Annotated in this window: 24 protein-coding genes; 17 read left to right on the plus strand and 7 right to left on the minus strand. The window is 66.4% G+C overall.

The genetic code is table 11. From position 1 onward, the window contains the following. A complete protein-coding gene (locus KW845_RS26300) occupies nt 1-1,671 on the plus strand; it encodes a hydantoinase B/oxoprolinase family protein (RefSeq protein WP_218372351.1) in 1,671 nt (556 codons plus the stop codon). A 116-nt stretch (nt 1,672-1,787) separates the two neighbouring features. Continuing rightward, nucleotides 1,788-3,179 (plus strand): MFS transporter, encoded by a 1,392-nt coding sequence (locus tag KW845_RS26305; RefSeq protein ID WP_218372352.1) that lies wholly within the window; start codon nt 1,788-1,790, stop codon nt 3,177-3,179. 7 nt (nt 3,180-3,186) lie between these two features. Here KW845_RS26305 and KW845_RS26310 read toward each other — a convergent pair whose 3' ends face one another. After that, nucleotides 3,187-4,167, minus strand: a complete 981-nt coding sequence (locus tag KW845_RS26310) for a LysR substrate-binding domain-containing protein (RefSeq protein WP_218372353.1) — start codon at nt 4,165-4,167, stop codon at nt 3,187-3,189. A gap of 160 nt (nt 4,168-4,327) precedes the next feature. Continuing rightward, a complete protein-coding gene (locus KW845_RS26315; protein ID WP_218372354.1) occupies nt 4,328-4,882 on the minus strand; it encodes an NADPH-dependent FMN reductase in 555 nt (184 codons plus the stop codon). A 250-nt stretch (nt 4,883-5,132) separates the two neighbouring features. Here KW845_RS26315 and KW845_RS26320 point away from each other — a divergent pair, with 250 nt between their 5' ends. The 6 genes from KW845_RS26320 to KW845_RS26345 all read left to right on the plus strand — a co-directional run bounded on the left by KW845_RS26320 (nt 5,133) and on the right by KW845_RS26345 (nt 11,734). Beyond that, nucleotides 5,133-5,678, plus strand: a complete 546-nt coding sequence (locus tag KW845_RS26320; protein ID WP_218372355.1) for an antibiotic biosynthesis monooxygenase — start codon at nt 5,133-5,135, stop codon at nt 5,676-5,678. Nucleotides 5,679-5,805: 127 nt separating this feature from the next. Further along, nucleotides 5,806-7,104 carry an imelysin family protein gene (locus tag KW845_RS26325; protein ID WP_218372356.1) on the plus strand — a complete coding sequence of 433 codons (1,299 nt, stop codon included), beginning with the start codon at nt 5,806-5,808 and terminating at the stop codon, nt 7,102-7,104. After that, a complete protein-coding gene (locus tag KW845_RS26330; protein WP_218372357.1) occupies nt 7,101-8,609 on the plus strand; it encodes a di-heme oxidoredictase family protein in 1,509 nt (502 codons plus the stop codon). Before KW845_RS26325 ends, KW845_RS26330 begins: the two co-directional genes overlap by 4 nt. Before the next feature lie 23 nt (nt 8,610-8,632). After that, nucleotides 8,633-9,706: an imelysin family protein gene (locus KW845_RS26335; protein WP_218372358.1), complete on the plus strand. Its 1,074-nt coding sequence runs from the start codon at nt 8,633-8,635 to the stop codon at nt 9,704-9,706. After that, nucleotides 9,696-10,793 (plus strand): DUF1513 domain-containing protein, encoded by a 1,098-nt coding sequence (locus KW845_RS26340; protein ID WP_218372359.1) that lies wholly within the window; start codon nt 9,696-9,698, stop codon nt 10,791-10,793. Before KW845_RS26335 ends, KW845_RS26340 begins: the two co-directional genes overlap by 11 nt. A gap of 98 nt (nt 10,794-10,891) precedes the next feature. Then, entirely contained in the window at nt 10,892-11,734 is an 843-nt protein-coding gene (locus KW845_RS26345) for a mechanosensitive ion channel family protein (RefSeq protein WP_218372360.1), read from the plus strand. Here the strand turns inward: KW845_RS26345 and KW845_RS26350 are convergent, their stop codons facing one another. Further along, nucleotides 11,735-12,493 carry an IclR family transcriptional regulator gene (locus tag KW845_RS26350; protein WP_218372361.1) on the minus strand — a complete coding sequence of 253 codons (759 nt, stop codon included), beginning with the start codon at nt 12,491-12,493 and terminating at the stop codon, nt 11,735-11,737. Nucleotides 12,494-12,665: 172 nt separating this feature from the next. On the opposite strand from KW845_RS26350, the gene KW845_RS26355 reads away from it, so the two are divergent. Further along, on the plus strand, nt 12,666-13,658 hold the full coding sequence (locus tag KW845_RS26355; protein ID WP_218372362.1) for a tripartite tricarboxylate transporter substrate binding protein: 993 nt from the start codon (nt 12,666-12,668) through the stop codon (nt 13,656-13,658). 68 nt (nt 13,659-13,726) lie between these two features. Here the strand turns inward: KW845_RS26355 and KW845_RS26360 are convergent, their stop codons facing one another. After that, nucleotides 13,727-14,494, minus strand: coding sequence for an RNA methyltransferase (locus KW845_RS26360; protein ID WP_218372363.1), 768 nt, complete (start codon nt 14,492-14,494; stop codon nt 13,727-13,729). 131 nt (nt 14,495-14,625) lie between these two features. Between KW845_RS26360 and KW845_RS26365 the strand changes: the two genes are divergently transcribed. The 3 genes from KW845_RS26365 (at nt 14,626) to KW845_RS26375 (ending at nt 18,047) form a co-directional block, all read left to right on the plus strand. Beyond that, complete coding sequence (locus KW845_RS26365; RefSeq protein ID WP_218372364.1) at nt 14,626-15,408, plus strand: inositol monophosphatase family protein; 783 nt, start codon at nt 14,626-14,628, stop codon at nt 15,406-15,408. Nucleotides 15,409-15,575: 167 nt separating this feature from the next. Continuing rightward, a complete protein-coding gene (locus KW845_RS26370) occupies nt 15,576-17,162 on the plus strand; it encodes a TerC family protein (RefSeq protein ID WP_218372365.1) in 1,587 nt (528 codons plus the stop codon). Nucleotides 17,163-17,183: 21 nt separating this feature from the next. Further along, complete coding sequence (locus KW845_RS26375) at nt 17,184-18,047, plus strand: undecaprenyl-diphosphate phosphatase (RefSeq protein WP_218372366.1); 864 nt, start codon at nt 17,184-17,186, stop codon at nt 18,045-18,047. Nucleotides 18,048-18,217: 170 nt separating this feature from the next. Here KW845_RS26375 and KW845_RS26380 read toward each other — a convergent pair whose 3' ends face one another. From KW845_RS26380 to KW845_RS26390, 3 genes are all read right to left on the minus strand, one after another. Further along, nucleotides 18,218-18,988 carry a UDP-2,3-diacylglucosamine diphosphatase gene (locus KW845_RS26380; protein WP_218372367.1) on the minus strand — a complete coding sequence of 257 codons (771 nt, stop codon included), beginning with the start codon at nt 18,986-18,988 and terminating at the stop codon, nt 18,218-18,220. After that, nucleotides 18,981-19,490, minus strand: coding sequence for a peptidylprolyl isomerase (locus KW845_RS26385; RefSeq protein ID WP_218372368.1), 510 nt, complete (start codon nt 19,488-19,490; stop codon nt 18,981-18,983). Before KW845_RS26385 ends, KW845_RS26380 begins: the two co-directional genes overlap by 8 nt. A gap of 134 nt (nt 19,491-19,624) precedes the next feature. Then, a complete protein-coding gene (locus KW845_RS26390) occupies nt 19,625-20,314 on the minus strand; it encodes a tetratricopeptide repeat protein (protein WP_370628297.1) in 690 nt (229 codons plus the stop codon). Nucleotides 20,315-20,567: 253 nt separating this feature from the next. On the opposite strand from KW845_RS26390, the gene cysS reads away from it, so the two are divergent. The 5 genes from cysS (at nt 20,568) to KW845_RS26415 (ending at nt 26,318) form a co-directional block, all read left to right on the plus strand. Beyond that, complete coding sequence (gene cysS / locus KW845_RS26395; protein WP_218372369.1) at nt 20,568-22,034, plus strand: cysteine--tRNA ligase; 1,467 nt, start codon at nt 20,568-20,570, stop codon at nt 22,032-22,034. A 14-nt stretch (nt 22,035-22,048) separates the two neighbouring features. Next, nucleotides 22,049-22,690, plus strand: coding sequence for a DNA-3-methyladenine glycosylase (locus KW845_RS26400; protein WP_218372370.1), 642 nt, complete (start codon nt 22,049-22,051; stop codon nt 22,688-22,690). 33 nt (nt 22,691-22,723) lie between these two features. Beyond that, complete coding sequence (locus KW845_RS26405) at nt 22,724-23,689, plus strand: acetyl-CoA carboxylase carboxyltransferase subunit alpha (protein WP_218372371.1); 966 nt, start codon at nt 22,724-22,726, stop codon at nt 23,687-23,689. Nucleotides 23,690-23,749: 60 nt separating this feature from the next. Continuing rightward, a complete protein-coding gene (tilS, locus tag KW845_RS26410; RefSeq protein WP_218372372.1) occupies nt 23,750-24,814 on the plus strand; it encodes a tRNA lysidine(34) synthetase TilS in 1,065 nt (354 codons plus the stop codon). 238 nt (nt 24,815-25,052) lie between these two features. After that, nucleotides 25,053-26,318 (plus strand): aspartate kinase, encoded by a 1,266-nt coding sequence (locus KW845_RS26415; protein ID WP_218372373.1) that lies wholly within the window; start codon nt 25,053-25,055, stop codon nt 26,316-26,318. Nucleotides 26,319-26,343: the final 25 nt, after the last annotated feature.

Genomic DNA, 26,343 nt, shown 5'->3' on the forward strand with positions numbered 1-26,343 from the left:
ATGAGCGCAAGCATCAAAGTCCGCGAACAGATCATGTGGAACCGGCTGATCTCGGTGGTCGAGGAACAGGCTGCCACCCTGGTCCGCACGGCGTTCTGCACCAGCGTGCGGGAAGCGGGCGACTTGTCGGCCGGCGTATTCGATGCGCAGGGCCGCATGATCGCCCAGGCGGTGACCGGCACGCCGGGGCACGTGAATTCCATGGCGGAGTCGGTGGGGCATTTCGTGGCCCGGTTCGGCGACGGCGGCCTGGCGCCCGGCGACGTGCTCGTCACCAACGACCCCTGGATGGGTACCGGCCACCTGCACGACATTACGATGGTCACGCCTGTGTACCGCCGCCCGGACGGCCCCGGCGAGCCGCGCCTGATCGGCTTTTTCGCCTCGACCGCGCACGTGGTCGACATCGGCGGCCGCGGCTTCGGCCCCGACGCCGGTGATGTGTACGAAGAAGGCCTGCGCATTCCGCTGATGAAGTTCTACAAGGCCGGCGTGCTGAATGAAGACCTGGTCGAGCTGCTGCGCACCAACGTGCGCGAACGCGACCAGGTCATCGGCGACTTCCATTCGCTGGTGGCGTGCAACGAGACCGGGCGGCGCCGGCTGGACGCGATGCTGGACGAGTTCGGCCTGCCCGACCTCGAGGAACTGGCCGCCTTCATCTTCGGGCACAGCGAACGCGCCACGCGCGAGTACATCGCCGCCCTGCCGTCGGGAAAACACGGCTACGAGATGCGCGTGGACGGCTACGAAAGCCCCATCGATCTGCGTGTGGCCGTGCATGCCGACGGCGGCACCATGTATGCCGACTTCGCGGGTACGTCGGGCCCCAGCAAATACGGCATCAATGTGCCGTTGACCTATACCAAGGCATACGCCTGCTATGCCCTCAAGTGCGCCATCGCGCCCGAGATTCCCAATAACTGGGCGTCGTTGCGGCCATTCGAGATCAGTGCCCCGGAGGGCTGCATCCTGAACGCGCCGTTCCCCGCGCCGGTGGCGGTGCGCCATGTGCTGGGCCACCTGCTTCCCGACGTGGTGCTGGGGGCGCTGCAGGAGTATCTGCCCGACCTGATTCCGGCCGAGGGCGCCAGCGCGCTGTGGAACCTGCAGATGCGTTTTCAGGGCGTGCGCCAGGACAATCGGCAGGCGCGCCACGAGATGCTCATCTTCAACACAGGTGGAACCGGCGCGCGCCCCGCCAGCGACGGGCTGAGCACGACGGCGTTTCCGAGCGGGGTGCATACCATGTCGGCAGAGGTGACCGAGAGCATCGGGCCGATCGTGGTGTGGCGCAAAGAGCTGCGCCCCGATTCGGGCGGTGCCGGCAAGTGGCGCGGCGGCCTGGGGCAACGCATCGAAATCGGCGCGCACGAGGGCTACCAGTTCACGCTGAACGCCATGTTCGACCGAGTGGCTTATCCCGCGCGCGGTCATGCGGGCGGACACGACGGCGCCGCCGGCGGGGTAGGGTTGGATGACGGCAGCGTGCTGCGTGCCAAAGGCAGCCAGCTGATTCCGGAAGGCCAGCGCCTGGTGCTCGACCTGCCCGGCGGAGGCGGTTTCGGACAGCCGGCGCAGCGGCCCGCGGAGCTGGTGCGGCGCGACGTGCGGTACGGCTACATCAGCGAAGCGCAGGCGCGCCGCGATTATCCGCACGCTTTCGAATAGGAGAACGGGCGCGATGCAGGCGCGGACGCCTTGGCGCCGCCGCCGGGCATCGCGCATCCAAGCATGGCGCGGCCTGGCCGCGTTCATTCAACGCAAGAAAGTTCCTGGGGAAAATAATGGGCACCAAAGCAATACGCACGGCAGGCGTCCTGCCGGACCCGCCGCGTGCACGTGAGCAGGCCGGCCCGGCCGCGGCGGGCGTCAGGCCGCGCGAAGTCGGCAAGAAAGAACTCAATCGCGTTGTCCTGGCCTCGGTCGTGGGCAGCTTCGTCGAGTGGTTCGAGTTTTCGGTCTATGGCTACCTGGCCAGCATTCTGGGCAAGGTGTTTTTTCCTGCCAGCGAGCCTGGCACGCAACTGGTGGCCTCACTGGCCGCATTCGCCGTCGCTTTCTTCGCGCGGCCGTTCGGCGGCTTTCTGTTCGGCCCCATAGGCGACCGCTACGGACGCAAGCAGGTGCTGACCGTCACCATCCTGATGATGGCGGTCGCCACCTTCGCGATCGGCCTCATCCCATCGCACGATTCCATCGGCATGGCCGCGCCTATCTTGCTGGTCGTGCTGCGCCTGCTGCAGGGCATCTCGGCCGGGGGAGAAGGCAGCGGCGCGGCGATCTTCGTGGCCGAGTATTGCGCAGACCGCCGCCGCAGCGCCATTACCAGCTGGATCCAGGTGGGCTGCATCAGCGGCTTCGCCTTCGGCGCCATCGTCACCACGCTGCTCACGTATTTCTTCACTGCCGAGCAGATCCATCACTGGGCCTGGCGCCTGCCGTTCCTGCTGGCCTTGCCGCTGGGTGCGATCGGCCTGTACATCCGCAACCACCTGGAAGAAACGCCCACGTTCGAGGCGGTGCGCGAGAATCGCGATGCCCATCCGAAGGCCGGCTGGAAGCATTTGTTCGATACCCACCTGGGCCCGCTGTTGCAGTCCTGCGGGTTCATCATCGTGACCAACATCACGCTGTATACGGTGGTGACGTATATTCCCACCTACCTGATCAGCGCCCTGACGATGGAACCTGCCCAGGGCTTCCTGTTGTCGCTGGGCCCGCAGCTCTTCCTGATCGCCATGATTCCCGTGATGGGCCTGGTGGCCGACCGCATCACCCGCAAGACGGCCATGCTGGCCGGCAGCGTGGCCGTGCTGCTGCTGGCGATACCGTGCTTCACCTTGTTGTCCACCGGCGGCTATCCGGCCAAGTTCGGCGCTTTGATGGTGCTGAATCTGTGCCTGGCCGCCATGCTGGGCAGCATCTTCTCGGCGGTGCCGGCACTGTTTACCACCCCGGTGCGGTTTACCGGAATGGCGGTCAGCTATAACGTGTCGGTGGCGCTGTTCGCCGGCACGGCCCCCATGCTGAACGCCTGGTTGATCCAGCGCACCGGCAATACGATGATGCCCGCTTATTACCTGATGCTGGGGGCCGTGGTGGGCATCGTGGCGCTGCTGTTCAGCCGCGACCGCACTGGCCAGCCCATGAACGGCGATCCGCCGCGCCCCGATTGACCAGCGCCTACGCCAGGGCCGCGCGCTCGCGCAGGGCGGTGGACGCGGGCTCCTGGCGGCATTGCGACGCATACCCCACCACGGCTTCGGCGCACACGTAGTCCAGCAGCCATCGGGCGAACTGCTGCAACAGGGGCGAGTTCTTGCGGTCGGGTTTGATAAGCAGGCTGAAGCGGGGCATTTTCTTTGCCGGCAACTGCTTCAGCAGGTCCATGCCATAGGGGGACACGAGTCTGCCCGCGCCCACCTCACGGACGGCGTCGGCGTAAGAAATGAACCCTACGCCCAAGCCGGCCAGCACGGCCTCCATCATGGCCGCATGCGTATGCAGCAGCAGCAGGGGCTGCGACGCCCGCTCTGGCACGCCCAGCAAGTCCAGCGTGTCGTCCCACAGCGTGTTTGCCACCAGCGAGGTGACCACGCTGTGCTTGAGCAGGTCCGCGGGCGTGCGCAGGGGCAGGCGTTCCAGCAGGCCGGGCGTGGCCACCAGCACTTTCAGGTCGTCGATCAGCGGCGTTTCCACGTACTCGGTGTTGCCGCCGTAGTCCCAATGGATGGCGGCGTCCATGCCGCGTTCGTCAAGCTCGACCAGGTCTACGCCCACCGCCATGCGGAAATCGATGTTGGGGTGCGAGGCGGTGAAATTGCCCAGCTTGGGCACCAGGAACTCGGTGGCGAAGTACGGGCTGACGTAAAGGTACAGCTGCTGCGTGGCGCGCGAGGTCTGTATGGCGTTCACGCCGTCGGCGAAGCGGTCCAGGCCGCCCTGCACGTGGGCATGCAGCGTGTTGGCCGCCTGCGTGGGTGTAAGGCTGCGGATATTGCGCTGGAACAGGGGCTGCTCGAGATGGGCCTCGAGCTGCTTGAGCTGCTGGCTGACCGCCTGCGGCGTCAGGCAGAGTTCCTCGGCCGCCTGGCGTATCGAGCCCCGCCGCATGATGGCCTCGAAGATGCGCAAGGTATTGAGGGGAGGAAGTCGGTAACGCATGGTCGGGCATTCTTTGAGCGGGCGGCGCAAGTCGTTGCGGCCCAAGGCCTTTTTATATTTGTCCGAAAATTGTTCAAGGGCTTATCCACATTGTGCGTGGACAACTCGGACAGGAGGCGCCGCCCGGTGTGGGCGGCGGGTGGCGTTCTGGTGCGGCGCGTCAGGCGGCGTGCTTGGCCACCCAGGCAAGGTACAGGTCGAGCCAGCCTTGCAGGAATTTGCGGGTGCCTTCGTTGGTGATGGTGTACTGGTCGTCGATCAGCCCCTCGGTGGTCTGCAGGAAGACTTCAGGCGTGGTCAGTACGTTGACGCCTTCGGCTGCCAGGATGTTGCGCAGGTGCTGCTGCGCCATGGCCGTACCGGCCGCGCTGGGCGAAGTGCCGACGATGCCGCCGGTTTTCCCGACCCAGGAATTCTTGCCCCAGGGGCGCGAACCCCAGTCGATGGCGTTTTTCAGCGCGGCGGGAATCGAGCGGTTGTGCTCGGGCGTCACGAACAGCAAGCCGTCGGCATTGGCGATCAGTTCCTTCAGCTTGGCGGCCGAAGGCGGCATGGACATTTCGTTGTCCTGGTTGTACAGCGGCACATCGCCCAGGCTGGCGTATTCGAACTTGACGTTCTCGGGCAGCAGCTTTTCCAGGGCGTGCGCCAGGCGCAGATTGATAGATGCGGCCCGCAGGCTGCCGACGAAAACCGCGATCTTGTAAGTGCTCATGCACATGCTCCTCGGGGGTAAGAGACCGCTCAGTGTAGACCTGCGTTGTGGCCGACTCAATAATGCACCAGGACGGTGCATGCGTGCACAAAAGGCTGGATCGTGCTGCGCGCAACGGTGCAGGCGGGCCGGGTGCGGGCGGTTGTGCCCGGGTGCGCGTCCGCAACGAAGTTGGCATAGGGTTTGCTAGGGTAATTACTAAGCGGCCGCAGCCGTTCCAGGCCGGCCCGTACGCAGCAAGGAGTTCCTCATGACCGATCCACTTCCCGCCCCAGTCACGATGCTGGTGACGCGCCACATATCGCCCGAGCGCTACGGGGATTTCCTGGCATGGATGCGCCAGGGCGAAATCCTGGCGGCGGGCTTTCCGGGGTTCCTGGGGTCGGGCGTGCTGCAACCGCCCGAAGGCGGCGACCAATACCAGATCGTGCTGCGCTTCGCCGACGCGGCCAGCCTGGCGCGCTGGGAAAACTCGCTGCCGCGCCGCATGTGGCTGGAGCGCGGGGCCAGCCTGGTACGAGCCAGCCGCATCCATCGGGTCAGTGGCATGGATACCTGGTTTGGCCCGCCGCGCAGCGCGCCGCCGCGCTGGAAGCAGGCGATCAGCATCTGGCTGGCGTACTTTCCCATGCTGCTGCTGTTCAGCACGCTGCTCAACGAACAACTGAGCGCCTTGCCCTTGTTCTGGCGGGTGCTGGTAACCACTGCCTGCATGACGCCGGTGCTGTCGTTCGTCTGCATCCCGCTGATCACCCGCCTGCTGCGCAGCTGGCTGCAGCCGGCGGCTGGCCGTTGATGGCCGGTTGCTGACACTTCACTGAATACTGAACGAAAATTGTTTACACTTGCATCGGTAATCCTCAATTTCTAAAGAAGCGCGGCCACGCGGGGCGCGCTTTTTCTCAACAAAGGAGAGTATTCCGATGCGCAAATTGCTCTACGGCGCGCTGCTGGCGGCCGCCCTGACCGCAGGGGCGGCCCAGGCCGCCGCCGAACCCAAGGCGGTGGTAAAGACCTATTCCGACATTGCGCTGGCCGGCTACGAGGATTCGTTGAATTCCGCCCAGGCATTGCGCACCGCGATCGAAGCCTTGATCGAAAAGCCCAGCGCCCAGACGCTGCAGGCCGCACGCGCGGCCTGGCTGGCGGCGCGGGTGCCTTACCAGCAGACCGAGGCCTTCCGGTTCGGCAATCCCATCGTCGACGACTGGGAAGGCAGTGTGAATGCCTGGCCGCTGGACGAAGGACTGATCGACTACGTGGATGCGTCGTACGGTACCGAGAGCGACCAGAATGCGTTCTATGCCGTGAACGTGATTGCCAATTCCAAGATCTCGGTGGGCGGCAAGACCATCGATGCCACCACCATCACGCCCGAATTGCTGTCCGAAACGCTGCAGGAAGCGGATGGCAACGAAGCCAACGTGGCCACCGGCTACCATGCCATCGAATTCCTGCTGTGGGGCCAGGACCTGAACGGTTCGGGTCCGGCACCGGCCGACCGCAAGGGCACGCCGCAAGAACGCCATGCCGGCAACCGGCCGCACACCGACTTCGATCCGGCCCAGTGCACGGGCGGCCATTGCGAACGCCGCGTGCAGTACCTGCGCGCGGTGACCGATCTGCTGGTGTCCGACCTGGAAGAAATGGTGGACAACTGGAAACAGGACGGCGAGGCGCGCAAGGCCGTCGAACAGGATCCCAAGGCCGGGCTGGTGGCCATGCTGACCGGGCTGGGCAGCCTGTCGTACGGCGAACTGGCCGGCGAACGCATGAAGCTGGGCCTGATGCTGCACGACCCGGAAGAAGAGCACGATTGCTTCTCGGACAACACCCATAATTCGCACTACTACAACCAGCTCGGCATTCGCAATGTGTACCTCGGTACCTATGCGCGCGTCGATGGCAAGACGGTCTCGGGCGCCAGCGTGTCCGACCTGGTGAAGGCGCGCGATCCCAAGCTCGATGCCGAAATGCGCAGCAAGCTCGACGCCACCGTGGCCGCCATGCAAGCCATGCGCGACCGTGCCGATAAAGTGGAAACCTACGACCAGATGATTGCCAGCGGCAACGCCGCAGGCAATGCGGTGGTGCAGGCCGCCATCGATCGCCTGGTCGACCAGACCCGCAGCCTGGAACGCGTGATTGCCGTGCTGGAACTGGGCGACGTGGCGCTCGAGGGTTCGGACAGTCTCGACAAGCCGGAAGCCGTATTCCAGTGAGCAAGATCGCAGTTGCAGTACTGGCGGCGCTGGCTACGGCCAGCGCCGCTGCAGCGTCCAACGAGCGCGACGACCTGAGCGCGGAAGACCGGGCGCGCGTGGCCAAGGTCACCGCGCCGGCCCGTGATTTTTCCAGTGCCGAACCATTCGAGACCCTGCCGGCGGGCGCCGGGACGACGCGCAAGCTGATCAACGCCGACATTTTTTCGCATCCGTCGGCCAACCTGACTTTCGAAGGGCGCCAGGAATTCCTGGTGGGCAATGGCCTGTTCCGCAAAGACTGGGTGTCGGCGCCTTCGTCGACCCAGGCCTCGGATGGCCTGGGGCCGCTGTTCAACGCGCGTTCCTGCCAGGCCTGTCATACCAAGGACGGCCGCGGCACGGTGCCGGGTTTCGATCCGCTGGAGCGCACCGACGCCGTGGCGCTGCTGATGCGCCTGGCGGTGCCGCCCGCCACCGACGAAGAGCGCCGGCAATTGGCATCGGGCGAACTGCCGTTCGTGCCCGAGCCGGTGTATGGATCGCAGTTGCAGAACTTTGCCGTGGCCGGCTTGCCGGCCGAGGGGCGTCTGGAGATCGAGTACGAACCGGTGGCGGTCGAGCTCAATGGCGGCGAGACCGCCACATTGATGAAGCCCACTTATCGCATCGAGGATCCGGCCTATGGGCCTATGCGCGACGACGTGCATATGTCGCCGCGCCTGGCGCCGCCGATGATCGGCCTGGGCCTGCTGGAAGCCGTGCATCCCGCGGACATCCTGGCCAATGCCGAGGCCGACCACGGCGACGGCATCAGCGGCCGGCCCAACTGGGTGCGCGATGAACGCACCGGCAAGCTGGCGCTGGGGCGCTTCAACTGGAAGGCCAGCCAGCCCACGGTAGAGCAGCAGAGCGCGGTGGCGTTTTCCAATGACATGGGGCTGTCGACGCCGATGTTCCCCAGCCATTACGGCGAATGCACCGCTGCGCAGGCCGCCTGCTTCGATATGCCGCACGGCGCGCAGCCGCGCCTGGGCGAGCACGAGGTGCCCGGCGAACTGATGGATTTCGTCACGACGTACGCCGTCAACCTGGCCGTGCCGCAGCGCCGCGAGGTCGACGATGCGCGCGTGCTGGCGGGCAAGAAGCTGTTCTACGAAGCCAATTGCGTGGCCTGCCACGTGCCCAAGTACGTGACCAGCCGCGAGGCCGTGCGCCCGGAACACCGCTTCCAGTTGATCTGGCCCTACACCGACCTGCTGCTGCACGACATGGGCGAGGGCCTGGCCGATGGCGTGTCCGAGGGCCGGGCCAGCGGCAGCGAATGGCGCACGCCGCCGCTGTGGGGCATAGGGCTGACGCGCACCGTCAATCCCAATGCGACCTGGCTGCATGACGGCCGGGCGCGCACGCTGCTCGAGGCGATACTGTGGCACGGCGGCGAAGCCCAGGCGGCGCGCGACCGTGTGGTGGCCATGACGCCGCAGGAACGCGCCGACCTGATCCGTTTCCTGGAGTCGCTGTGAGCGGCCCTGCAAGGAGTGCAAAGATGCTGAAAAGCAAGTGGCTGTTGGCGGCTGCCGTGGTGCTGGCCCCGCTGCCCGCGCCGGCGGCGCCGCCGGCCGATCTGGGCCAGCGGCTGGCCGAAGGCTATGTGCGGCCCGCGGTGGCCAAGCTGGCGCAACAGGCCGGCGGGCTGCAACAAGCCCTGAGCGGCTGGTGCGGGAAGGGCGGTGGCGCAGCGGACGCGCTGGCGGTGCGCCAGGCTTTCGAGCACACCGCGCTGGCCTGGTCCGGCGTGGAGTTCCTGCGCTTCGGCCCCCTGGTGCAAGGTAATCGCTACGAGCGGCTGGTGTTCTGGCCGGATACGCGCGGCGTCATGCAGCGGCAGGTGCGCGCGCTGCTGGCCCAGGCCGACCCGGCCGCGCTGGCGCCCGGCGCGCTGGCCTCGCGCAGCGTGGCCATGCAGGGCCTGCCGGCGCTGGAATATGTGCTGTACGGCGAGCCCGGTTTGCTGGATGCGCCCGCCGGCAAGGCATCGGCCTACGCCTGCGGTTATGCCGTGGCGGTGGCCGCCAATATCGCCGCCGTGTCGGGCGAGCTGCAGCAGGCCTGGAGCCCGCAGGGCGAATTCGGCCGGCAGTTCACCGCTCCGTCGGCCGACAACGACTTGTACCGCAGCCAGCAGGAAGTGGCGGCCGAGGCGGTCAAGGCCTTGTCCACGGGCTTGCAGTTTGCGCGCGATATCAAGCTGATGCCCGTGCTGGGCGATTCGCCGCAGGCGGCGCGCGCCAAGCGCGCCGCCTTCTGGCGCAGCGACATGAGCCTGCCCATGCTGGCGGCCAGCCTGCACGGCATGCGGGCTTTCTACGACGCGGGCGGCTATCGCTACGCCAAAGACGAAGGCTGGATCGACCAGGCCGTGCGTGGTGAACTCGACCGTGCCGCCGCCGCGATCGAGGCCGTGCAGGCCCCGCTGGAGCAGGCCGTGGCCGACGCCGACGCATGGCAGCGGCTGGCGCTGGCCGGCTTGATCCTGAAGAATGCCAAAGATATTGTCGACCAGCATTTCGCGCCCGCGTTGGGCGTCACGATCGGATTCAATGCCCTCGATGGAGATTGATCGCCGCCGGTTCCTGGCCCTGGCAGCCGCGGCTGGCCTGGCCCCCGCCACGCTGCGTGCCGCGGGCCAGGCGCAGCTGTACCTGGCCGCGCGCCGTGCCGGTGACCGCTACGAGGCGGTCGTGCTGGATGCCCAGGGGCGCGATCGCCAGGTGGTGCCCATGCCCGCGCGCGGCCACAGCTTTGCGCCGGACCCCGCGCGCGGCCGTGCCGTGGTGTTCGGCCGCCAGCCGGGCTTTTTCGCGGTGGTCTTTCGTATCGACGGTGCACAGCCCCCGGTGGCGTTGCAGGCCGCGGCCGGCCGCCATTTCTTCGGCCATGGGGTATTCCTGCCCGATGGCCGGCGCATGCTGGCCACCGAGAATCACTACGAAGCCGGCCATGGCGTGCTGGGCATATACGATGCTTCGGACGGCGGCAACTACCGCCGCATCGGCGAATTCGAGACCGGCGGCATCGGCCCGCACGAAGTGGTGCTGCTGCCTGACGGCAAGACCCTGTGCGTGGCCAACGGCGGCATCCTGACGCATCCCGACTACGGCAAGCTGGAACTCAACCTGGACACCATGCGGCCATCGCTGGCCTACGTGGATGCGCACGACGGCCGCCTGCTCGAACGCGTGGAGCTGCCTGCGCAATATCATCGCCTGTCGATCCGCCACCTGGTCGTGGCGGCCGATGGCGCAGTGTGGTTCGGGTGCCAGCATACCGGCCCGGCAGGAGAGCGGCCGCCGTTGGTGGGGCGCCACCGGCGCGGCCACGCCCCCGAGCTGTACGCCGGCCCCGACGAGGTGCTGCGCGGCTTTCGCAATTACGTCGGGTCGGTGGCGGTGGACCCGGCCGGGGGCGTTGTCGCCACCAGCAGCCCGGTGGGCGGGCAGGTGGTGTACTGGGACGCCGCGAGCGGCCGCTGCCTGGGCCTGACCCGCCTGGCCGACGGCTGCGGCGTGGCGCCCGTGGCGCCCGAGCGCTTCCTCGTCAACAGCGGCATGGGGGCGCTGGTGCAGGCTGGCCCCGAATTGCCGGCGCAATCGATCCTGCCGCCGTCGCCCGGCCTGTCATGGGACAACCATTTCAGGCGCATCTAGGCGCCGCGCTCGGCACGGACACGGGTATCTGATAAAGTTTTCGACTGTCCAGCACGCCCGGACCTGCCCGCGGGCGCGCGCCGTACACGGGAGCTCGCATGAACGAATACCTGGTAAACCTGGAAACCTTGATGCCGCGCCTGGCCGATGGCGCCGTGAATATCGTCATGGCCGTGTTCATCCTGATCATCGGCTGGTGGGTATCGGCATTGCTGGGGCGTTCGGTCAGGCGCGCGGCAACGCGTTCGCCGCGCATCGACCCCACCATCGTGCCCATGTTCTACAGCGTGGTGGTATGGGCGGTACGCATCTTCACCGTGATCGCCGTGCTGGCGCGGTTCGGCGTGCAAACCGCCAGCCTCATCGCCGTACTGGGCGCGGCCGGCCTGGCCGTGGGCCTGGCCTTGCAGAATACGCTGCAGAACATCGCGGCCGGCATCATGCTGCTGATCCTGCGCCCCTTGCGCGCCGGCGAGTACGTGGCGCTCAGCAGCGGCACCGAGGGCACCGTGGTCGAAGTCGGCCTGTTCCTGTGCCGCCTGGTGCAGGGCGACGGCATCTACATCTCGCTGCCCAACAGCGTGGTCTGGAACGCCACTATCACCAACTACAGCCGCAACGTCACGCGCCGGCAAGACATCCCGGTTACCGTGCACTACGACGACAACCTGGATGCCGCCCTGGAAAGCCTGAACAAGCTGGTGGCCGCGCATCCCATGGTGCTGAAGGATCCGGCTCCGCAGATCAAGGTCAGCGAATACAAGGACAACGGCACGGTGATCAATGTGCGCCTGTGGTGCGCCGCGGGCCAGTACCAGGACCTGCGCTGGGACCTGTTCCACCAGATCCGCCAGACGCTGGGCGCGGCCGGCTTCAAGCCGCCGATTCCCGTACGCGAGATACAGGGCCCGCCCAAAGAGGGCGGCGCTTCGGCCACCTGATCACGCGCGCAGCGACAGGCGCGCCAGTTCGGCGTGGATCCAGCCGGCGATCTCGCGCTGGCGCGGCGCCGGCATGCGGTCGATGATTGCCGTCACACTGATGGCCAGGATGGGCGCGCCCTGCGGGTCGAGCAGGGCGCAACCCACGCCCAGCGCGCCGCGCACCGCGTGGTTGCCCACCACGGCATAGCCGCGCGCCCGCGTATTCTCGATCAGGCGGTGCATTTCATGCGGCGTCATGCCGCCGTATTCGTCCAGGAAACCCGCATTGCGCTCGACGATGCAGTGCGCAACCGGGTCGGGCAGGGCGGCCAGCAGCGCCATGCCGCCCGAACCCACCCCCAGCGGCTGGCGCTTGCCAGCGTAGGTGGCCAGGATCTGCACCGGATATCCGCCTATCTCGCGGTGCAGGCTGACCGATTCGTCGCCTTCACGCACCACCAGGAACACGGCATCGCCGGTTCGTTCGGCCAACCGCCGCAAGCTCGGCAAGGTCTGGCTGACGCGCGGGTCCGGCGTGGCGGCATCGCCGCAGTTGGCCCATTGGGCCCGGTATTTCTTGGTGCCCGGCACCGCCAGCACCAGCCCCGAATCCAGCAGCGCGGCCAGCAGCCGGTAAATCGTGGGGCGCTGGATAGCGGTCAGGCGCGCAATATCCGTGACGCTGAGCCCGGTAGCGCCCTGGTCGCGCAACGCGGCCAATACGGCCAGCCCGCGGCGCAGCGTGCGCGGGCCGGAAGAGGTCTCTGAATTCGACATGCATCCCTCGGTGAACATCCAATCTAGGCTTTCGGGGCAGGGGGTTCAGGGAAAACCCACTGTCCGTAGCGTGGACTCTACCTTGCCGAAAACGCCATGACTAGTGGAAAATCGCCCCCGTAACAAAGTCTAGACCGTCCGCACAATGGACAATTTTCACAGGAGACACAACATGACCAAAAGTCAGAAACCCCGCTTGCTGCGCTACGGCGCAACCCTGCTTGCCGGCGCACTGGGGGCGCTGGTATTTGGCACCAGCGCCCAGGCGGCATATCCCGACAAGCCGGTGCACATCGTGGTGGGTTTTTCGGCAGGCGGCACCACCGACGTGATCGCCCGCATCATGGCCAAGGAACTCAGCCAAGGGCTGAACGAATCTTTCGTGGTCGAGAACAAGCCTGGCGCCGGCAGCAACATCGCCACCGAGTATGTGGCGCGCGCGAAACCCGATGGCTACACGCTGCTGTTCGTGGCCGTTACCAGCGCCATCAACCAGACGCTGTACAAGAACGTAAAGTTCGACCTGACCAAAGACTTCGCCCCGGTGGCGCTGGGTGCCAAGGTACCCAACATCCTGGTGGTGAACCCCAAGGTGCCGGTGAAGTCGGTGAAAGAACTGGTCGACTACGCCAAGGCCAATCCCGGCAAGCTGGCGTTCGCCTCGTCGGGCAGCGGCACGTCCATCCACATGGCGGGCGAACTGTTCAAGATGCGCGCCGGCCTGGACGTACTGCACGTGCCCTACAAGGGCAGCGCACCCGCTGTCACCGACCTGATCGGCGGACAGGTGCAGTTCATGTTCGACAATATGCCGTCGTCTTGGCCGCACGTGAAGGGCGGCAAGCTGAACGCCCTGGCGGTTACCACGGCCAAGCGCTCGCCTACCGCGCCCGACCTGCCCACCATGCAGGAAGCCGGTTTCGAGAACTTCGACGTGTCGTCCTGGTTCGGCCTGATTGCGCCGGCCGGCACGCCGCCGGAAGTGATCGAGAAGCTCAACGCCGTGATCGTCAAGGCACAGGACAATCCCGAAGTGCAGCAGGCCTTTGCGGGCCTGGGCGCCGTGGGCGAGAAGACCACGCCGGCCGAGTTCGGCGCGTTCATCAAGTCCGAAGTCGAGAGCTGGGCCCCCGTGGTCAAGGCCTCGGGCGCGCAAGTCGATTGAGTTCGATCGCGGTCCGCACCCTGCGGGGGGCGGCGCCGCCATTGACCAAGGCGGGCCGATGGCCCGCCTTATTTTTTGCGCAGCATCGCCGTGCAAACCCCGCGCAGCATATCGACCTCATCGCGCGTGAGCCCGCTACGGCTGAACAAGTGGCGCATGCGCGGCATCAGTTTCTTGGGGTGGGCGGGATCCAGGAATTCCACATGGACCAGCGCCTCTTCCCAGTGCGCCAGGAACGCCTGCACCGCCTCGCCCGTGGCCGCGGCGGCGCCAGGATCGGGCTGCTGCGCGGTGGAAACCGGCAGCAGGCCGGCCCCGTCGGCCTGCAACAGGGCGTAGCGCAGTTCCCAGGCGGCCAGTTGCAGGGCCTGGGCCACGTTCAGCGAGCTGTATTCCGGATTGGCCGGAATATGGCAAATGCGGTGGCACAGCGCAATCTGGGCGTTGGTCAGCCCGGCCCGTTCGGTGCCCAGCACCACGGCGGTACAGCCCGAACCGGGGGTGGCCAGGTGCAACCGGGCCAGCTCGGCAGCCTGGCGGATGTCGCAGGGCGGCGGCCCCAGGTCGCGCACCCGGGCCGTCAGGGCAAAAGCCAGGCTGACCGGGGCCAGGGCCTCTTCCAGGGTGGCGCAGACCCGCGCCTGCTCCAGGACATCGGCGGCTCCGCTGGCCAGCGCCACCGCCTCGGGCTGCCCGGTCATGTCGGGGTAGCGGGGCTCGACCAGGACCAGGTCCGAGAAGCCCATTGTCTTGATGGCACGTGCCGCCGATCCCACATTTCCAGGGTGGCTGGGCTGTACCATGATGAACTGAACGCGTGAAAATGCTTGAGTCATTTAAAATGGCAAGTTTGGCTTAACGCCTTCCTGGTTTTTCGGGTCGTTGCCGCGGGGTTTCGGGGGCCATAGCCCCACTTCGCGACAAGGCCGCCCGGGTGGCAGCCCTTACTGCATACGTACGGAATTTTATGCACCCGATGCTCAATATCGCCATCAAGGCGGCCCGGCGTGCCGGCACCATCATCAACCGTGCCAGCCTGGATTTGGAACGACTCAGCGTGGCTCGCAAGGGGCCGCGCGATTATGTCACGGAAGTCGATCGCGCCTCGGAAGAGTCCATCGTCGAGACCCTGCGCGCCGCCTACCCGGACCACGCCGTGCTGGGTGAAGAATACGGGCTGCAGGGCCCCGAGCAGGCCGAATTCCAATGGATCGTCGATCCGCTCGACGGCACCACCAATTTTATCCATGGCCTGCCCACCTACGCAGTATCCATCGCGCTGGCGCAGCGCGGCCAGATCACGCAGGCGGTCGTCTACGACCCGTCGCGCAATGAACTGTTCACCGCCAGCCGCGGCAGCGGCACGTTCCTGAACGACCGCCGCGTACGGGTCTCGGGCCGTACGCGCTACAGCGAGGCCCTGCTGGGGGCGCACTGGCCCAAGTCGGGCGATATCGACGCGGGCGGCGAGCGTTTTCGACAACTGGCCGACGGCAGCACCGGTGTGCGGCGCCTGGGTTCCACGGTGCTCGACCTGGCCTACGTGGCCAGCGGCCGCCTGGACGGCTTCTGCGGCGCCAGGCTCAAGCCCTGGGACCTGGCCGCCGGCAGCCTGCTGGTACAAGAGGCCGGCGGGCTGGTGGCCGATTTCGACGGCGAGCAAGGCTGGCAAGAGTCCGGTAATGTGCTGGCCGCCAGCCCCAAGATCTTCACCCAGATGCTGGCCGCTTTACAGCCCAGGCAAAGCTGAAAGTGACGGTGCGCCGGCCATTGGCGCGACTTGTGGCCTGCAAGCCGCGCCAGCGCTCGATCTGGCGCCTAAAAGCCCGCATTCTGTAGCCCATCTGCCGGCATGTTGCCGGCATGTGACGCCATTTCCAGGTACGATTGGCGGTTCCGCAACTTATGGAGCACTCGATGGAGTGGCTGCTGGACCCCGCCGCGTGGGTCGGCCTGCTTACCCTTGTCGTCCTTGAAATCGTCCTGGGGATCGACAACCTTATCTTCATCGCCATCCTGGCTGACAAGCTGCCCCCCGCGCAGCGCGATCGCGCGCGTATCGTGGGCCTGTCCCTGGCACTGCTGATGCGCCTGGGCCTGCTGTCGGTCATGTCCTGGCTGGTCACCCTGACCGCACCGCTGTTTTCCATAGGCCCCATGACATTCTCGGGCCGCGACCTGATTCTGCTGGTGGGTGGCCTGTTCCTGTTGCTCAAGGGCACGCTGGAACTGCACGAGCGCCTGGAGGGCAGCCAGGGCCCGGATGCCTCGGGCCCGCGCGTCTACGCCAGCTTCTGGGTGATCGTGGTCCAGATCGTGGTGCTCGATGCCGTGTTCTCGCTGGACTCGGTCATTACCGCCGTCGGCATGGTCGATCACCTGGCCATCATGATGATCGCGGTTTCCGTGGCCATCGGCATCATGCTGCTGGCATCCAAGCCATTGACGCGCTTCGTCAATGCGCATCCTACCGTGGTGGTGCTGTGCCTGGGCTTCCTGCTGATGATCGGCTTCTCGCTGCTGGCCGAAGCGTTTGGCTTCAAGGTGCCCAAGGGCTACCTGTACGCCGCCATCGGCTTCTCGGTGGCCATCGAGGCGCTCAACCAGGTGGCCCGCCGCAACCTGCTGCGGCTGGATGCCACGCGCCCCATGCGCGAGCGCACCGCCAGCGCGGTGCTGCGCATGCTGGGCAAGCGCCCGCCCGACGGCGAGGAAATGGTTGCCGCCAGCCCCCATGCGCCCGCCATGCCGGCCTTCGGGGTGGAAGAGCGCAACATGGTCAGCGGCGTGCTGACCTTGGCCGAACGCTCCATCCGTTCCATCATGACCCCGCGCACCGATGTGTCCTGGGTCAACATCGACGATGACGCACAGATCATCCGCCAGCAGCTCACCGAGGCGCCGCACAGCTTCTTCCCGGTGTGCCGCGGTTCGCTGGACGAAGTCATCGGCATCGCCCGCGCCAAAGACCTGGTGGCCGACCTGATCACCGACGGGGAAGTGCGCCGCAGCCGCCTGCGCGACCCGATCATCGTGCACGAGTCCATCGGCATCCTGCGCCTGATGGACACCCTGAAGCGTTCGCGCGGCCAACTGGTGCTGGTAGCCGATGAATTCGGCGCCATCGAAGGCCTGGTGACGCCCATCGACGTGTTCGAGGCCATCGCCGGCGAATTCCCCGACGAAGACGAACTGCCCGATATCACTCCCGAGCAGGACGACGTCTGGAAAATCGACGGTGCGGCCGACCTGCATCATGTCGAGCAGGTACTGGAAACCGAAGGCCTGATCGACGACTCGCAAGATTATTCCACCCTGGCCGGCTATCTGCTGGCGCGCTTCGGGCACCTGCCCCAGCCGGGCGACAGTTGCGAGTACGATGGGTCGCACCATCACTTCCGTTTCGAAGTGCTCGAACTCGACGGACGCCGTATTGCGTCAGTGCGGGTCGAGCGCATGCCGCTGGCGCCTGCCGAGGCCGAAGCCGAGGCCGACAGCCATTAACCTTCTATTCCGCCACGCACCGTGACCGACAGCACGCTATACCTGATCAAGGCTTTTTTCCTGGGCATCGTCGAGGGGCTGACCGAGTTCATTCCGGTGTCCAGCACCGGGCACCTGATCCTGATCGGCGACTGGATCAACTTCTCATCCAGTTCAGGCAAAGTGTTCGAAGTGGTGATCCAGTTCGGCTCGATCCTGGCGGTCATGTGGATCTTCCGCGCCCGGCTGTGGCAATTGATCCGCGGCACCCTGACGGGCGTGCCGGCCGAAGTGGCGTTCACCCGCAACCTGCTGCTGGCCTTCCTGCCCGCGGCGGTGGTGGGCGCCATCTTCATCAAGACCATCAAAGAAGTGTTCTACCACCCCGGCGTGGTGGCGGTGACGCTGGTGCTGGGTGGGCTGATCATGTTGTGGGTCGAGCGCAAGACCCACCACACGCCGGGCGATGCCCCCGGCGCGGCGGACGACACGGCTTCCGACGAGCGCGCCTCGGCTTACACACTGGAACAGATCAGCTGGAAACAGGCCCTGGGGGTTGGCGCCGCGCAATGCGTGGCCATGATCCCGGGCACGTCCCGCTCCGGGGCCACCATCATCGGCGGCATGATCGCCGGTATCCAGCGCAAGACGGCAACCGAGTTCTCGTTCTTCCTGGCCATGCCCACCATGCTGGGCGCCGCCGTGTACGACTTGTACCGCAACATCGGCCTGCTTACCCAGCACGACCTGTCGGCCATCGGGGTGGGCTTCGTGGCGGCCTTCTTCAGCGCGATGGTCGTGGTGCGGGCGGTATTGCGCTTCGTGGCCAACCACACCTATCGCAGCTTCGCCTGGTACCGCATCGCGCTGGGCATCGTCGTGGCCATCTGGCTGACGACCAAATAAAAAGGTGCCTGACACCCGGCAGGGTTGTCAGGCACCTTGCGAAAATGGGCACTTTGCAGGACATTGCCAGGTGTCAGGCTCCGCAGGTGCCTGACACCGTTCTATTGAGACGGTCGCTGCACACCTTGGTGTCAGGCACCTGCGGAGCCTGACACCTGGCTGTAGCAGGTTCAGGCTGCATCCAGGTCGTAGAAAACCAACCCATCGCGGTCGATCACCAGCCATCCGCCTCGCGGCGGATTGGCGTGGTCGCAATCCCAGTCGGGCAGTACCCAGCGTTCACAGCGGCGCCCATCGATATCCAGCACGTGGCGGCCGGGACGATGGGTGTGGCCGTGCACGATGGTTTCCACGTCGGCCGTGCGGAAGGCGTCTTCGACGGCCTGCGTATTCACGTCCATGATCTCGGCAGCCTTCATCTGGTTGGCCGCCTGGCTTTCGCCGCGTGCCTGCTGGGCCATGGCCAGGCGTTCGGGAATGCCCTGGGCCAGGAACTGCGCCTGCCATTGCGGATTACGCACCATGGCGCGAAATTGCTGGTAAGCGTCGTCGTCGGTACAGTATTCGTCGCCGTGGGTCAGCAGCACGCGGCCATAGTCGGTTTCCAGCAGCGCGGGTTCCGGCAGCAGCCGGGCACCCAACGCGTCAGCCAGGGCAGTGCCCATCAGGAAGTCGCGATTGCCGCGGCCCAGCCATAGCGGGATGCGCGCTGCGGCGTGCCTGAGCCCCTGCAGCACCGCAGCCAGCCAGGGCGGGGCGGCCAGGATGGCGTCATCGCCGATCCAGGCATCGAAGATGTCGCCCGGCAGCAGCACAGCGGCGGCCTCGTCGGCCGCCGCATCCAGAAAGCCCAGGAATGCCTCGGCGGTGGCCGGCGTGGCCGGCCCCAGGTGCACGTCGGAGGCCAGCCAGACCGGGCCCTGCAGTACTACCTTACTCAAGGATTTCGGCCTTCTCGATGATCACGTCTTCGACGGGGACGTTCTGGTGAAAGCCGCTGTTGCCGGTTTTCGCGTTCTTGATCTTGTCGACCACGTCGGTGCCGTCGGTGACCTTGCCAAACACCGCATAGCCCCAGCCGTTCGGCGTGGGAGCAGTGAAGTTCAGGAAGTCGTTGTCGGACACGTTGATGAAGAACTGCGCGGTAGCCGAATTCGGGTCGCTGGTGCGGGCCATGGCCAGCGTGTACTTGTCGTTCTTCAGGCCGTTGTTGGCTTCGTTCTCGATGGGAGCCTGGGTGGGCTTCTGCTTCAGGCCGGGCTCGAAGCCGCCGCCCTGGATCATGAAACTATCGATGATGCGGTGGAAGATGGTGCCGTCATAGAAACCGCTCTTGACGTAGCTGAGGAAGTTTTCCACGGTCTTGGGCGCTTTCTCCGCATCCAGGGTGATGACGATGTCGCCCTGGTTGGTTTGAAGTTTGACGCGAGGAGTATTGCTCATGGGTTTTGTGCCTTCTGAGGTAGAGGGGGTGGATGAGGCAGCCGGCTGCGCGCCGGCAGTTGCCGGCACTATCGTGGCCAGCGCGAAGGTGCACGCCATCAGGCGCAGCAGATGAAGCGGAGAGTAGCGCGAAATCATCGTTGTTGGCTTTCCTTCAGCAGGTTTTCGATCTCACGTGCCTTGCCCTGCATGCCGGGCACGCCTTGGTCCGCGGCGTCGCGGTAATTGCGCAGCGCCATCATCAACTGGATATCGCCCATGTTGGCGCGTGCCGCGAGGTAATCGGGGTTGGCGCGTAGCGCCATCTGCAAGGCCTCGTGCGCCTGGTCCAGGTCACCTTGCTTGGCGTAGAGCGCGGCCAGATTATTCCAGGGTTCGGGCAGTTCGGGAAAGCTCGTCGTCATGTCGGTATAGATGGCGATGGCTTCGTCGGTGCGGCCCAGCGCGGCCAGGGCGCGCGCATGCTGGAACATCAGTTGGACGTCGGTGCCGCGCTGGCCCTGGATTTCGGCCAGGCGTTTCTCGATGAGATCCAGGGCTTCCTGGTTCTGGCCGTTGTTCAGCTGGCGCTCGATGTGGCTGGTGATTTGTGACGGCGTGGGGTCCAGGCGGGTGTCCACGCCGGGCTTCAGGGCTTCGAGCAGGTTGGCCAGGGCCTTCCAGCCGCCTTCGGGCGGGGGCGGGTCGAGCTTGGTGAGCGCGGCGTTGCCGTTGTCCGGCATGCTGCCGCCGCCGCCCATGGCCTGGCCCAGCGCCGCGCCGCCGGGCAGGGCGGCCAGCGCCAATACCAGAAGGGTATTGCGGAAAAGGCGGTTGATGGTCACGTGGGCATCCGTTAAAAATAGGCCAGTCGCGCTCGGCGCGCGACGAGGCGCTTGCTATACTTGACGACCGCCATTTTAGCCCCGGTTGCGTTCGTGGTTCGCCGAACGAAGCAGCGGGGGGTCGAAGCGGCCGAAGCGCGGCCTGGTTGCGGCCCTATTGCCGCATCCCGCCGTGCCGCCGAAGCCGCATTGCTGCGGCGCGGACCGCCCCGCGGGATTTACACCGCACTATCTCGAGGCCAGCCCAAGCGTCATGCTGCACATCTACAACACGCTGTCGCGTACCAAGGAACCTTTCAAGCCGGCCCGGCCCGGCCAGGTGCGCATGTACGTGTGCGGCATGACCGTCTACGACTACTGCCACCTGGGCCATGCCCGCATGCTGGTGGCCTTCGACGTGGTGCAGCGCTGGCTGCGGGCCAGCGGCCTGGCGGTCGATTACGTGCGCAATATTACCGACATCGACGACAAGATCATCCGGCGCGCCGTCGAGACCGGCCGCCGCATCGGCGAGGTCACTGAATACTATATCGCGGCCATGCATGCCGACGAACGCGCGCTGGGCGTGCAGCCGCCCGATCGCGAACCGCGCGCCACGCAGTACGTGGGCGACATGCTCGACATCATCGGCCGCCTCGAGCAGAACGGCCTGGCCTACCAGGCCGACGACGGCGACGTCAACTACGCGGTGCGCGGCTTTGCCGGCTACGGCAAGCTGTCGGGCAAGGCGCTCGATGACCTGCGTGCCGGCGAACGCGTGGCGGTGGGCTCGGCCAAGCGCGACCCGCTCGATTTCGTGCTGTGGAAGGCCGCCAAGGCCGACGAACCCGAAGACACCAAGTGGCAATCGCCCTATGGCCTGGGCCGGCCCGGCTGGCACATCGAATGCTCGGCCATGAGCCACGCCTTGCTGGGCCTGCCGCTCGATATCCATGGCGGCGGCCCCGACCTGAAATTCCCGCACCACGAAAATGAAATCGCCCAGACCGAAGGCGCCTTCGGTGGTGTGCTGGCCAATATCTGGATGCATTGCGGCCCGCTGATGGTCGACGCCGACAAGATGTCGAAGTCGCTGGGCAATTTCCGCACCATCCGCCAGACCATCGCCCTGGGCGAAGCGCCGGCCGACCAGGCCCAGGCGGAATACACCGCCAATCCGCGCGAAGCCGAGATGCTGCGCTTCTTCATCGTGCGCAACCACTACCGCAGCCCGCAGAATTACGCGCCCGACAACCTGGCCGATGCCCAGAACGCCCTTGACCGCCTGTACCAGGCCTTGCTGAACGTCGCTCCCGACAGCGCAGGCATCGACTGGAACGAACCCCAGGCACAGGCCTTCAAGGCGGCCATGGACGACGATTTCAACACCTCGGGGGCCGTGGCCGCCCTGTTCGAACTGGCCTCCGACGCCAATCGCACGCGCAGCGCGCGCAGCGCCGGCCAGCTCAAGGCCCTGGCCACGCTGCTGGGGCTGCTGCAGCAAGACCCGGCATGCTATTTCCAGTGCGCCACCCGCTACTCGGCCGCGGGGCTGGCCCAGGCGGCCGCGCCGTCGGCCACACTGGACGCCGCCCAGGTCGATGCCCTGGTCACCGCGCGTACCGCCGCCAAGCTGGCGCGCAACTACGCCGAAGCCGACCGCATCCGCGCCCAGTTGCGCGAGGCCGGCATCGAGCTCGACGACAAGCCGGGCGGTCAAACGCAATGGCGTCGCGCCTGAGGAATCCAGCCACCATGTCCGCCGACATTGCCGTAGCCAAGCCGCATTATTGGGAAGAAGCCGTTGCCCACCTGATGCGGCGCGACCGCATCCTGAAAAAACTCATCCCGCAGCATGCCGAGGTCTGGCTTACCTCGCGCGGCACGCCTTTCGTCACACTGGCGCGTGCCATCGTCGGCCAGCAGATCTCGAACAAGGCGGGCGACGCCCTGTGGCAGCGCTTGCTGGATACCGTCGGCAAGCGGCCCACGCCGGCCGGCGTGCTGGGGGTGCAGACCGAAGCGCTGCGCCAGGCGGGTTTGTCGCAACGCAAGTGCGAATACCTGCAAGACCTGGCCGTCCATTTCGGCGAACGTCGCGTGCGCCCCGAAAAATGGACGGTCATGGACGACGAAAGCGTGGTCTCGGAACTGGTCGGCATCCGCGGCATCGGCCGCTGGACAGCCGAGATGTTCCTGATCTTCAATCTGCAGCGGCCGGACGTCCTGCCGCTGGACGATCTGGGGTTGCTCAAGGCAATCTCGCTACACTACTTCAGCGGAGAGCCTGTCTCGCGCTTCGAGGCCCGCGAGGTCTCGTCGGCATGGCAGCCCTGGCGTACCGTGGCAACCTGGTACTTGTGGCGCAGCCTGGAACCCAAGTCGGTTCCAAACTGATACACCAGGCGCCCAATAACGGAACCATACTTCATGCGCAATACCTTCCTTGAATTCGAACAACCGCTGTCCGAACTTGAAAACAAGATCGAGCAGTTGCGCTATGTACAGGCCGACTCTGCGGTAGACATTTCCGACGAGATCGGCCGCTTGCAGCAGAAAAGCCAGACGCTGGCCAAGGAAATCTACGGCAAGCTCACATCCTGGCAAACGGCCCTGGTGGCACGCCATCCGCAACGGCCCTATACGCTGGACTACGTGCGCGAGATGTTCACCGACTTCCACGAGCTGCACGGCGACCGCATGTACGCCGACGACCAGTCCATCGTGGGCGGCCTGGCGCGCTTCAACGGCGCCTCGTGCATGGTCATCGGCCACCAGAAAGGCCGCGACACCAAAGAGCGTGCCGCGCGCAACTTCGGCATGCCGCGCCCCGAGGGCTACCGCAAGGCCCTGCGCCTGATGCGCCTGGCCGAGAAATTCAACCTGCCGGTATTCACGTTCGTCGACACCCCGGGCGCCTATCCCGGCGTGGGCGCCGAAGAGCGCGGCCAGTCCGAAGCCATCGGCCACAACCTTTACGCCATGGCCGAACTGAAGGTGCCCATCATCGCCACCATCATCGGCGAAGGCGGCTCGGGCGGGGCACTGGCCATCGCCGTGGGCAATGCCGTCTTGATGCTGCAATACGCCACTTATTCGGTCATCTCGCCCGAAGGCTGCGCATCCATCCTGTGGCGCAGCGCCGACAAGGCCGCTGACGCCGCCGAAGCCCTGGCCATCACCGCGCCGCGCCTGAAAGACCTGGGCCTGATCGATCGCGTGGTCAACGAGCCCGTGGGCGGCGCGCACCGCGATCCGCGCGTCATGGCCCGCCTGTTGCGCCGCGCCCTGGGCGATGCGCTGCGCCAGTTCCGCGGCATGAGCCCCGACCAACTGGTCGAGCAGCGCATGCAGCGCCTGCTGTCCTACGGCAAATTCCAGGAAGTCCGCGCCTGACGTGGCAGCCGGGCGCACCCGCCCGGCTTGCCCGGCGCCTGGCCGACCGCGTTTCCACCCATGAATCCCGCCCAGCCGCCTTCGCCTTGCACCCCGCCGGCCGATGCGCCAGCAGGCGGCGGGTTTGCGTCGGCGGCGCTGACGGCCGCCCTGGACGCCGCCCTGCAGCCCCTGGCCGCCGCCGCGCCGCGCCTGGCCGTGGCCGCCAGCGGCGGTGCCGATTCGGCCATGCTGGCCGCCCATGCCGCGCCGGTGGCGCGCAAGCTGGGTATCGACCTGCTGATTTTCCACGTGCACCACGGCTTGCAGCCCGCCGCCGACCACTGGGCCGACCATGTCCTGGCGCTGGGCCGCATCCTGCAAGTGTCCGTGCATACTGCGCGGGCACGGGTGGCAGCCACCAGCGGCCTGGGCATCGAGGCCGCCGCGCGCGAGGCCCGCTATGCCGAGCTGGCGGCGCTGGCGCGGCAGCACGGGGTGGGCCACATCCTGCTGGCCCATCACCAGCGCGACCAGGCCGAGACTGTGCTGCTGCGTCTGTTGCGCGGCACCGGGCTCGAGGGCATGGCCGCCATGGCGCCCAGCATGCCGCGCGACGGCATTCTTTACCTGCGCCCCTGGCTGGCCCAGGACCGCGCCCAGATCCTGCGCGCCGCCCAGGCCTATGCCACGCAGCACGGCTGGCACCCCGTGCAAGACCCCTCGAATGCCGATCCCCGCTACACGCGCGCCGCCGTGCGCGAGCTGCTGGCGCCGGTATTGGATGCGCGCTGGCCCGGTTGGCAGGCACGGCTGGCCGACCATGCCCGCCACATGGCCGACGCGGCGGGCATCGTCGAAGCCGTGGCGCAAGCCGACCTGGCCGCGTTGCAACCCTCGGCCGACCAGGCCAGCTTCGCCCTGGCGCCGTGGCGTGAACTGCCACCGGCCCGCCAGGCGCAGGTGCTGCGCCATTGGCTGCGCCTGCACGGCGCGCGCATGCCCACCGAAGCCCGCCTGGCCGACCTGCTGCGCCAGTTGCGGCAACTGCACAGCCTGGGGCACGACCGCCAGATGCGCGTCGAGCACGCCCGCCACCTGGTCCGCTGCCATCGCGGCCGGGTCTGGATCGAATTGCAGAGGTAAGCCCCCCGAAGCGCTGCGCGCCTCGCCAGGGGTCAGGCTCCGCAGGTGCCTGACCCCATCGTGTGCCGAGACTGTCTCGATAGTATGGTGTCAGGCACCCTGACGGGAGCCAGACACCTGCCCTTGCCAGAGGCGGATCGGGGGCGACCAAGCCGGGCGCCTGCGCAAAATTTCACCGCGCGTTAAAATGCCGAGCTTTGCCTGCCCGAAAGGGGCGGGTTTCCAGCCAGAGTACGAGATGTCCCTGATCGTTCATAAATATGGCGGTACTTCGATGGGCTCGGTCGAGCGCATCCGCAATGTGGCGCGCCGCGTCGCAAAGTGGCACGCCGCCGGCCACCAAGTGGTGGTGGTACCGTCGGCCATGGCCGGCGAGACCAACCGCCTGCTGGGCCTGGCCCGCGAAATCTCGCCCCAGCCCGACCCGCGCGAACTCGACATGATCGCCGCCACCGGCGAGCAGGCCAGCAGTGGCCTGCTGGCTGTCGCCCTGCAAGCCGAAGGCGTGCCCGCCCGCAGCTACGCGGGCTGGCAGGTGCCGGTGCGCACCGATTCGTCGTTTTCGAAGGCACGCATCACGTCCATTGAAGATGCCCGCATTCGCGCCGACCTCGATGCCGGCCGGGTGGTCATCGTTACCGGCTTCCAGGGCATCGACCCCGAAGGCCATGTCACCACCCTGGGCCGTGGGGGTTCCGACACCTCGGCAGTGGCCGTGGCGGCCGCGCTGGGTGCCCACGAATGCCTGATCTACACCGACGTCGACGGCGTCTACACCACCGACCCGCGCGTGGTGCCCGAAGCGCGCCGCATGTCGGTCGTGTCGTTCGAAGAAATGCTGGAAATGGCGTCGCTGGGTTCCAAGGTGCTGCAGATCCGCTCGGTGGAATTCGCCGGCAAGTACCGCGTGCCCACGCGCGTGCTGTCGTCGATGACCGACCCGCTCATTCCGCTCGAAGAAGAAATGACTTCGGGTACGCTGATTACTTTTGAGGAAGACGAAAAAATGGAAGCCGCCGTTGTCTCCGGCATCGCCTTCAGCCGCGACGAAGCCAAGATCACCCTGCTGGCCGTGCCCGATACGCCCGGCGTCGCCTTTTCGATCCTGGGGCCGGTGGCCGGCGCCAACATCGATGTCGACATGATCGTGCAGAACCAGTCCGTGGCCGGCACCACCGACTTCTCGTTCACCGTCAATCGCAATGAATTCCAGCGCACCATCGAACTGCTCAAGCGCGAAGTCGTGCCGGCCGTGCATGCCCGCGAACTGCTCACCGACGACAAGGTCGCCAAGGTCTCCATCGTGGGCATCGGCATGCGCTCGCACGTGGGCGTGGCCAGCCTGATGTTCCAGACCCTGTCGCAGGAAGGCATCAACATCCAGATGATCAGCACCAGCGAAATCAAGACCTCGGTGATCATCGACGACAAATACATGGAACTGGCCGTACGCGCCCTGCACAAGGCGTTCGAACTGGACCAGGTTCCCGGCGACAAGGCCTGACCGGCCTGGCTTTCCCGGCCGGCCC

The organism is Bordetella sp. BOR01 (assembly GCF_019218885.1).
Classification (GTDB): Bacteria; Pseudomonadota; Gammaproteobacteria; order Burkholderiales; family Burkholderiaceae_B; genus Bordetella_A.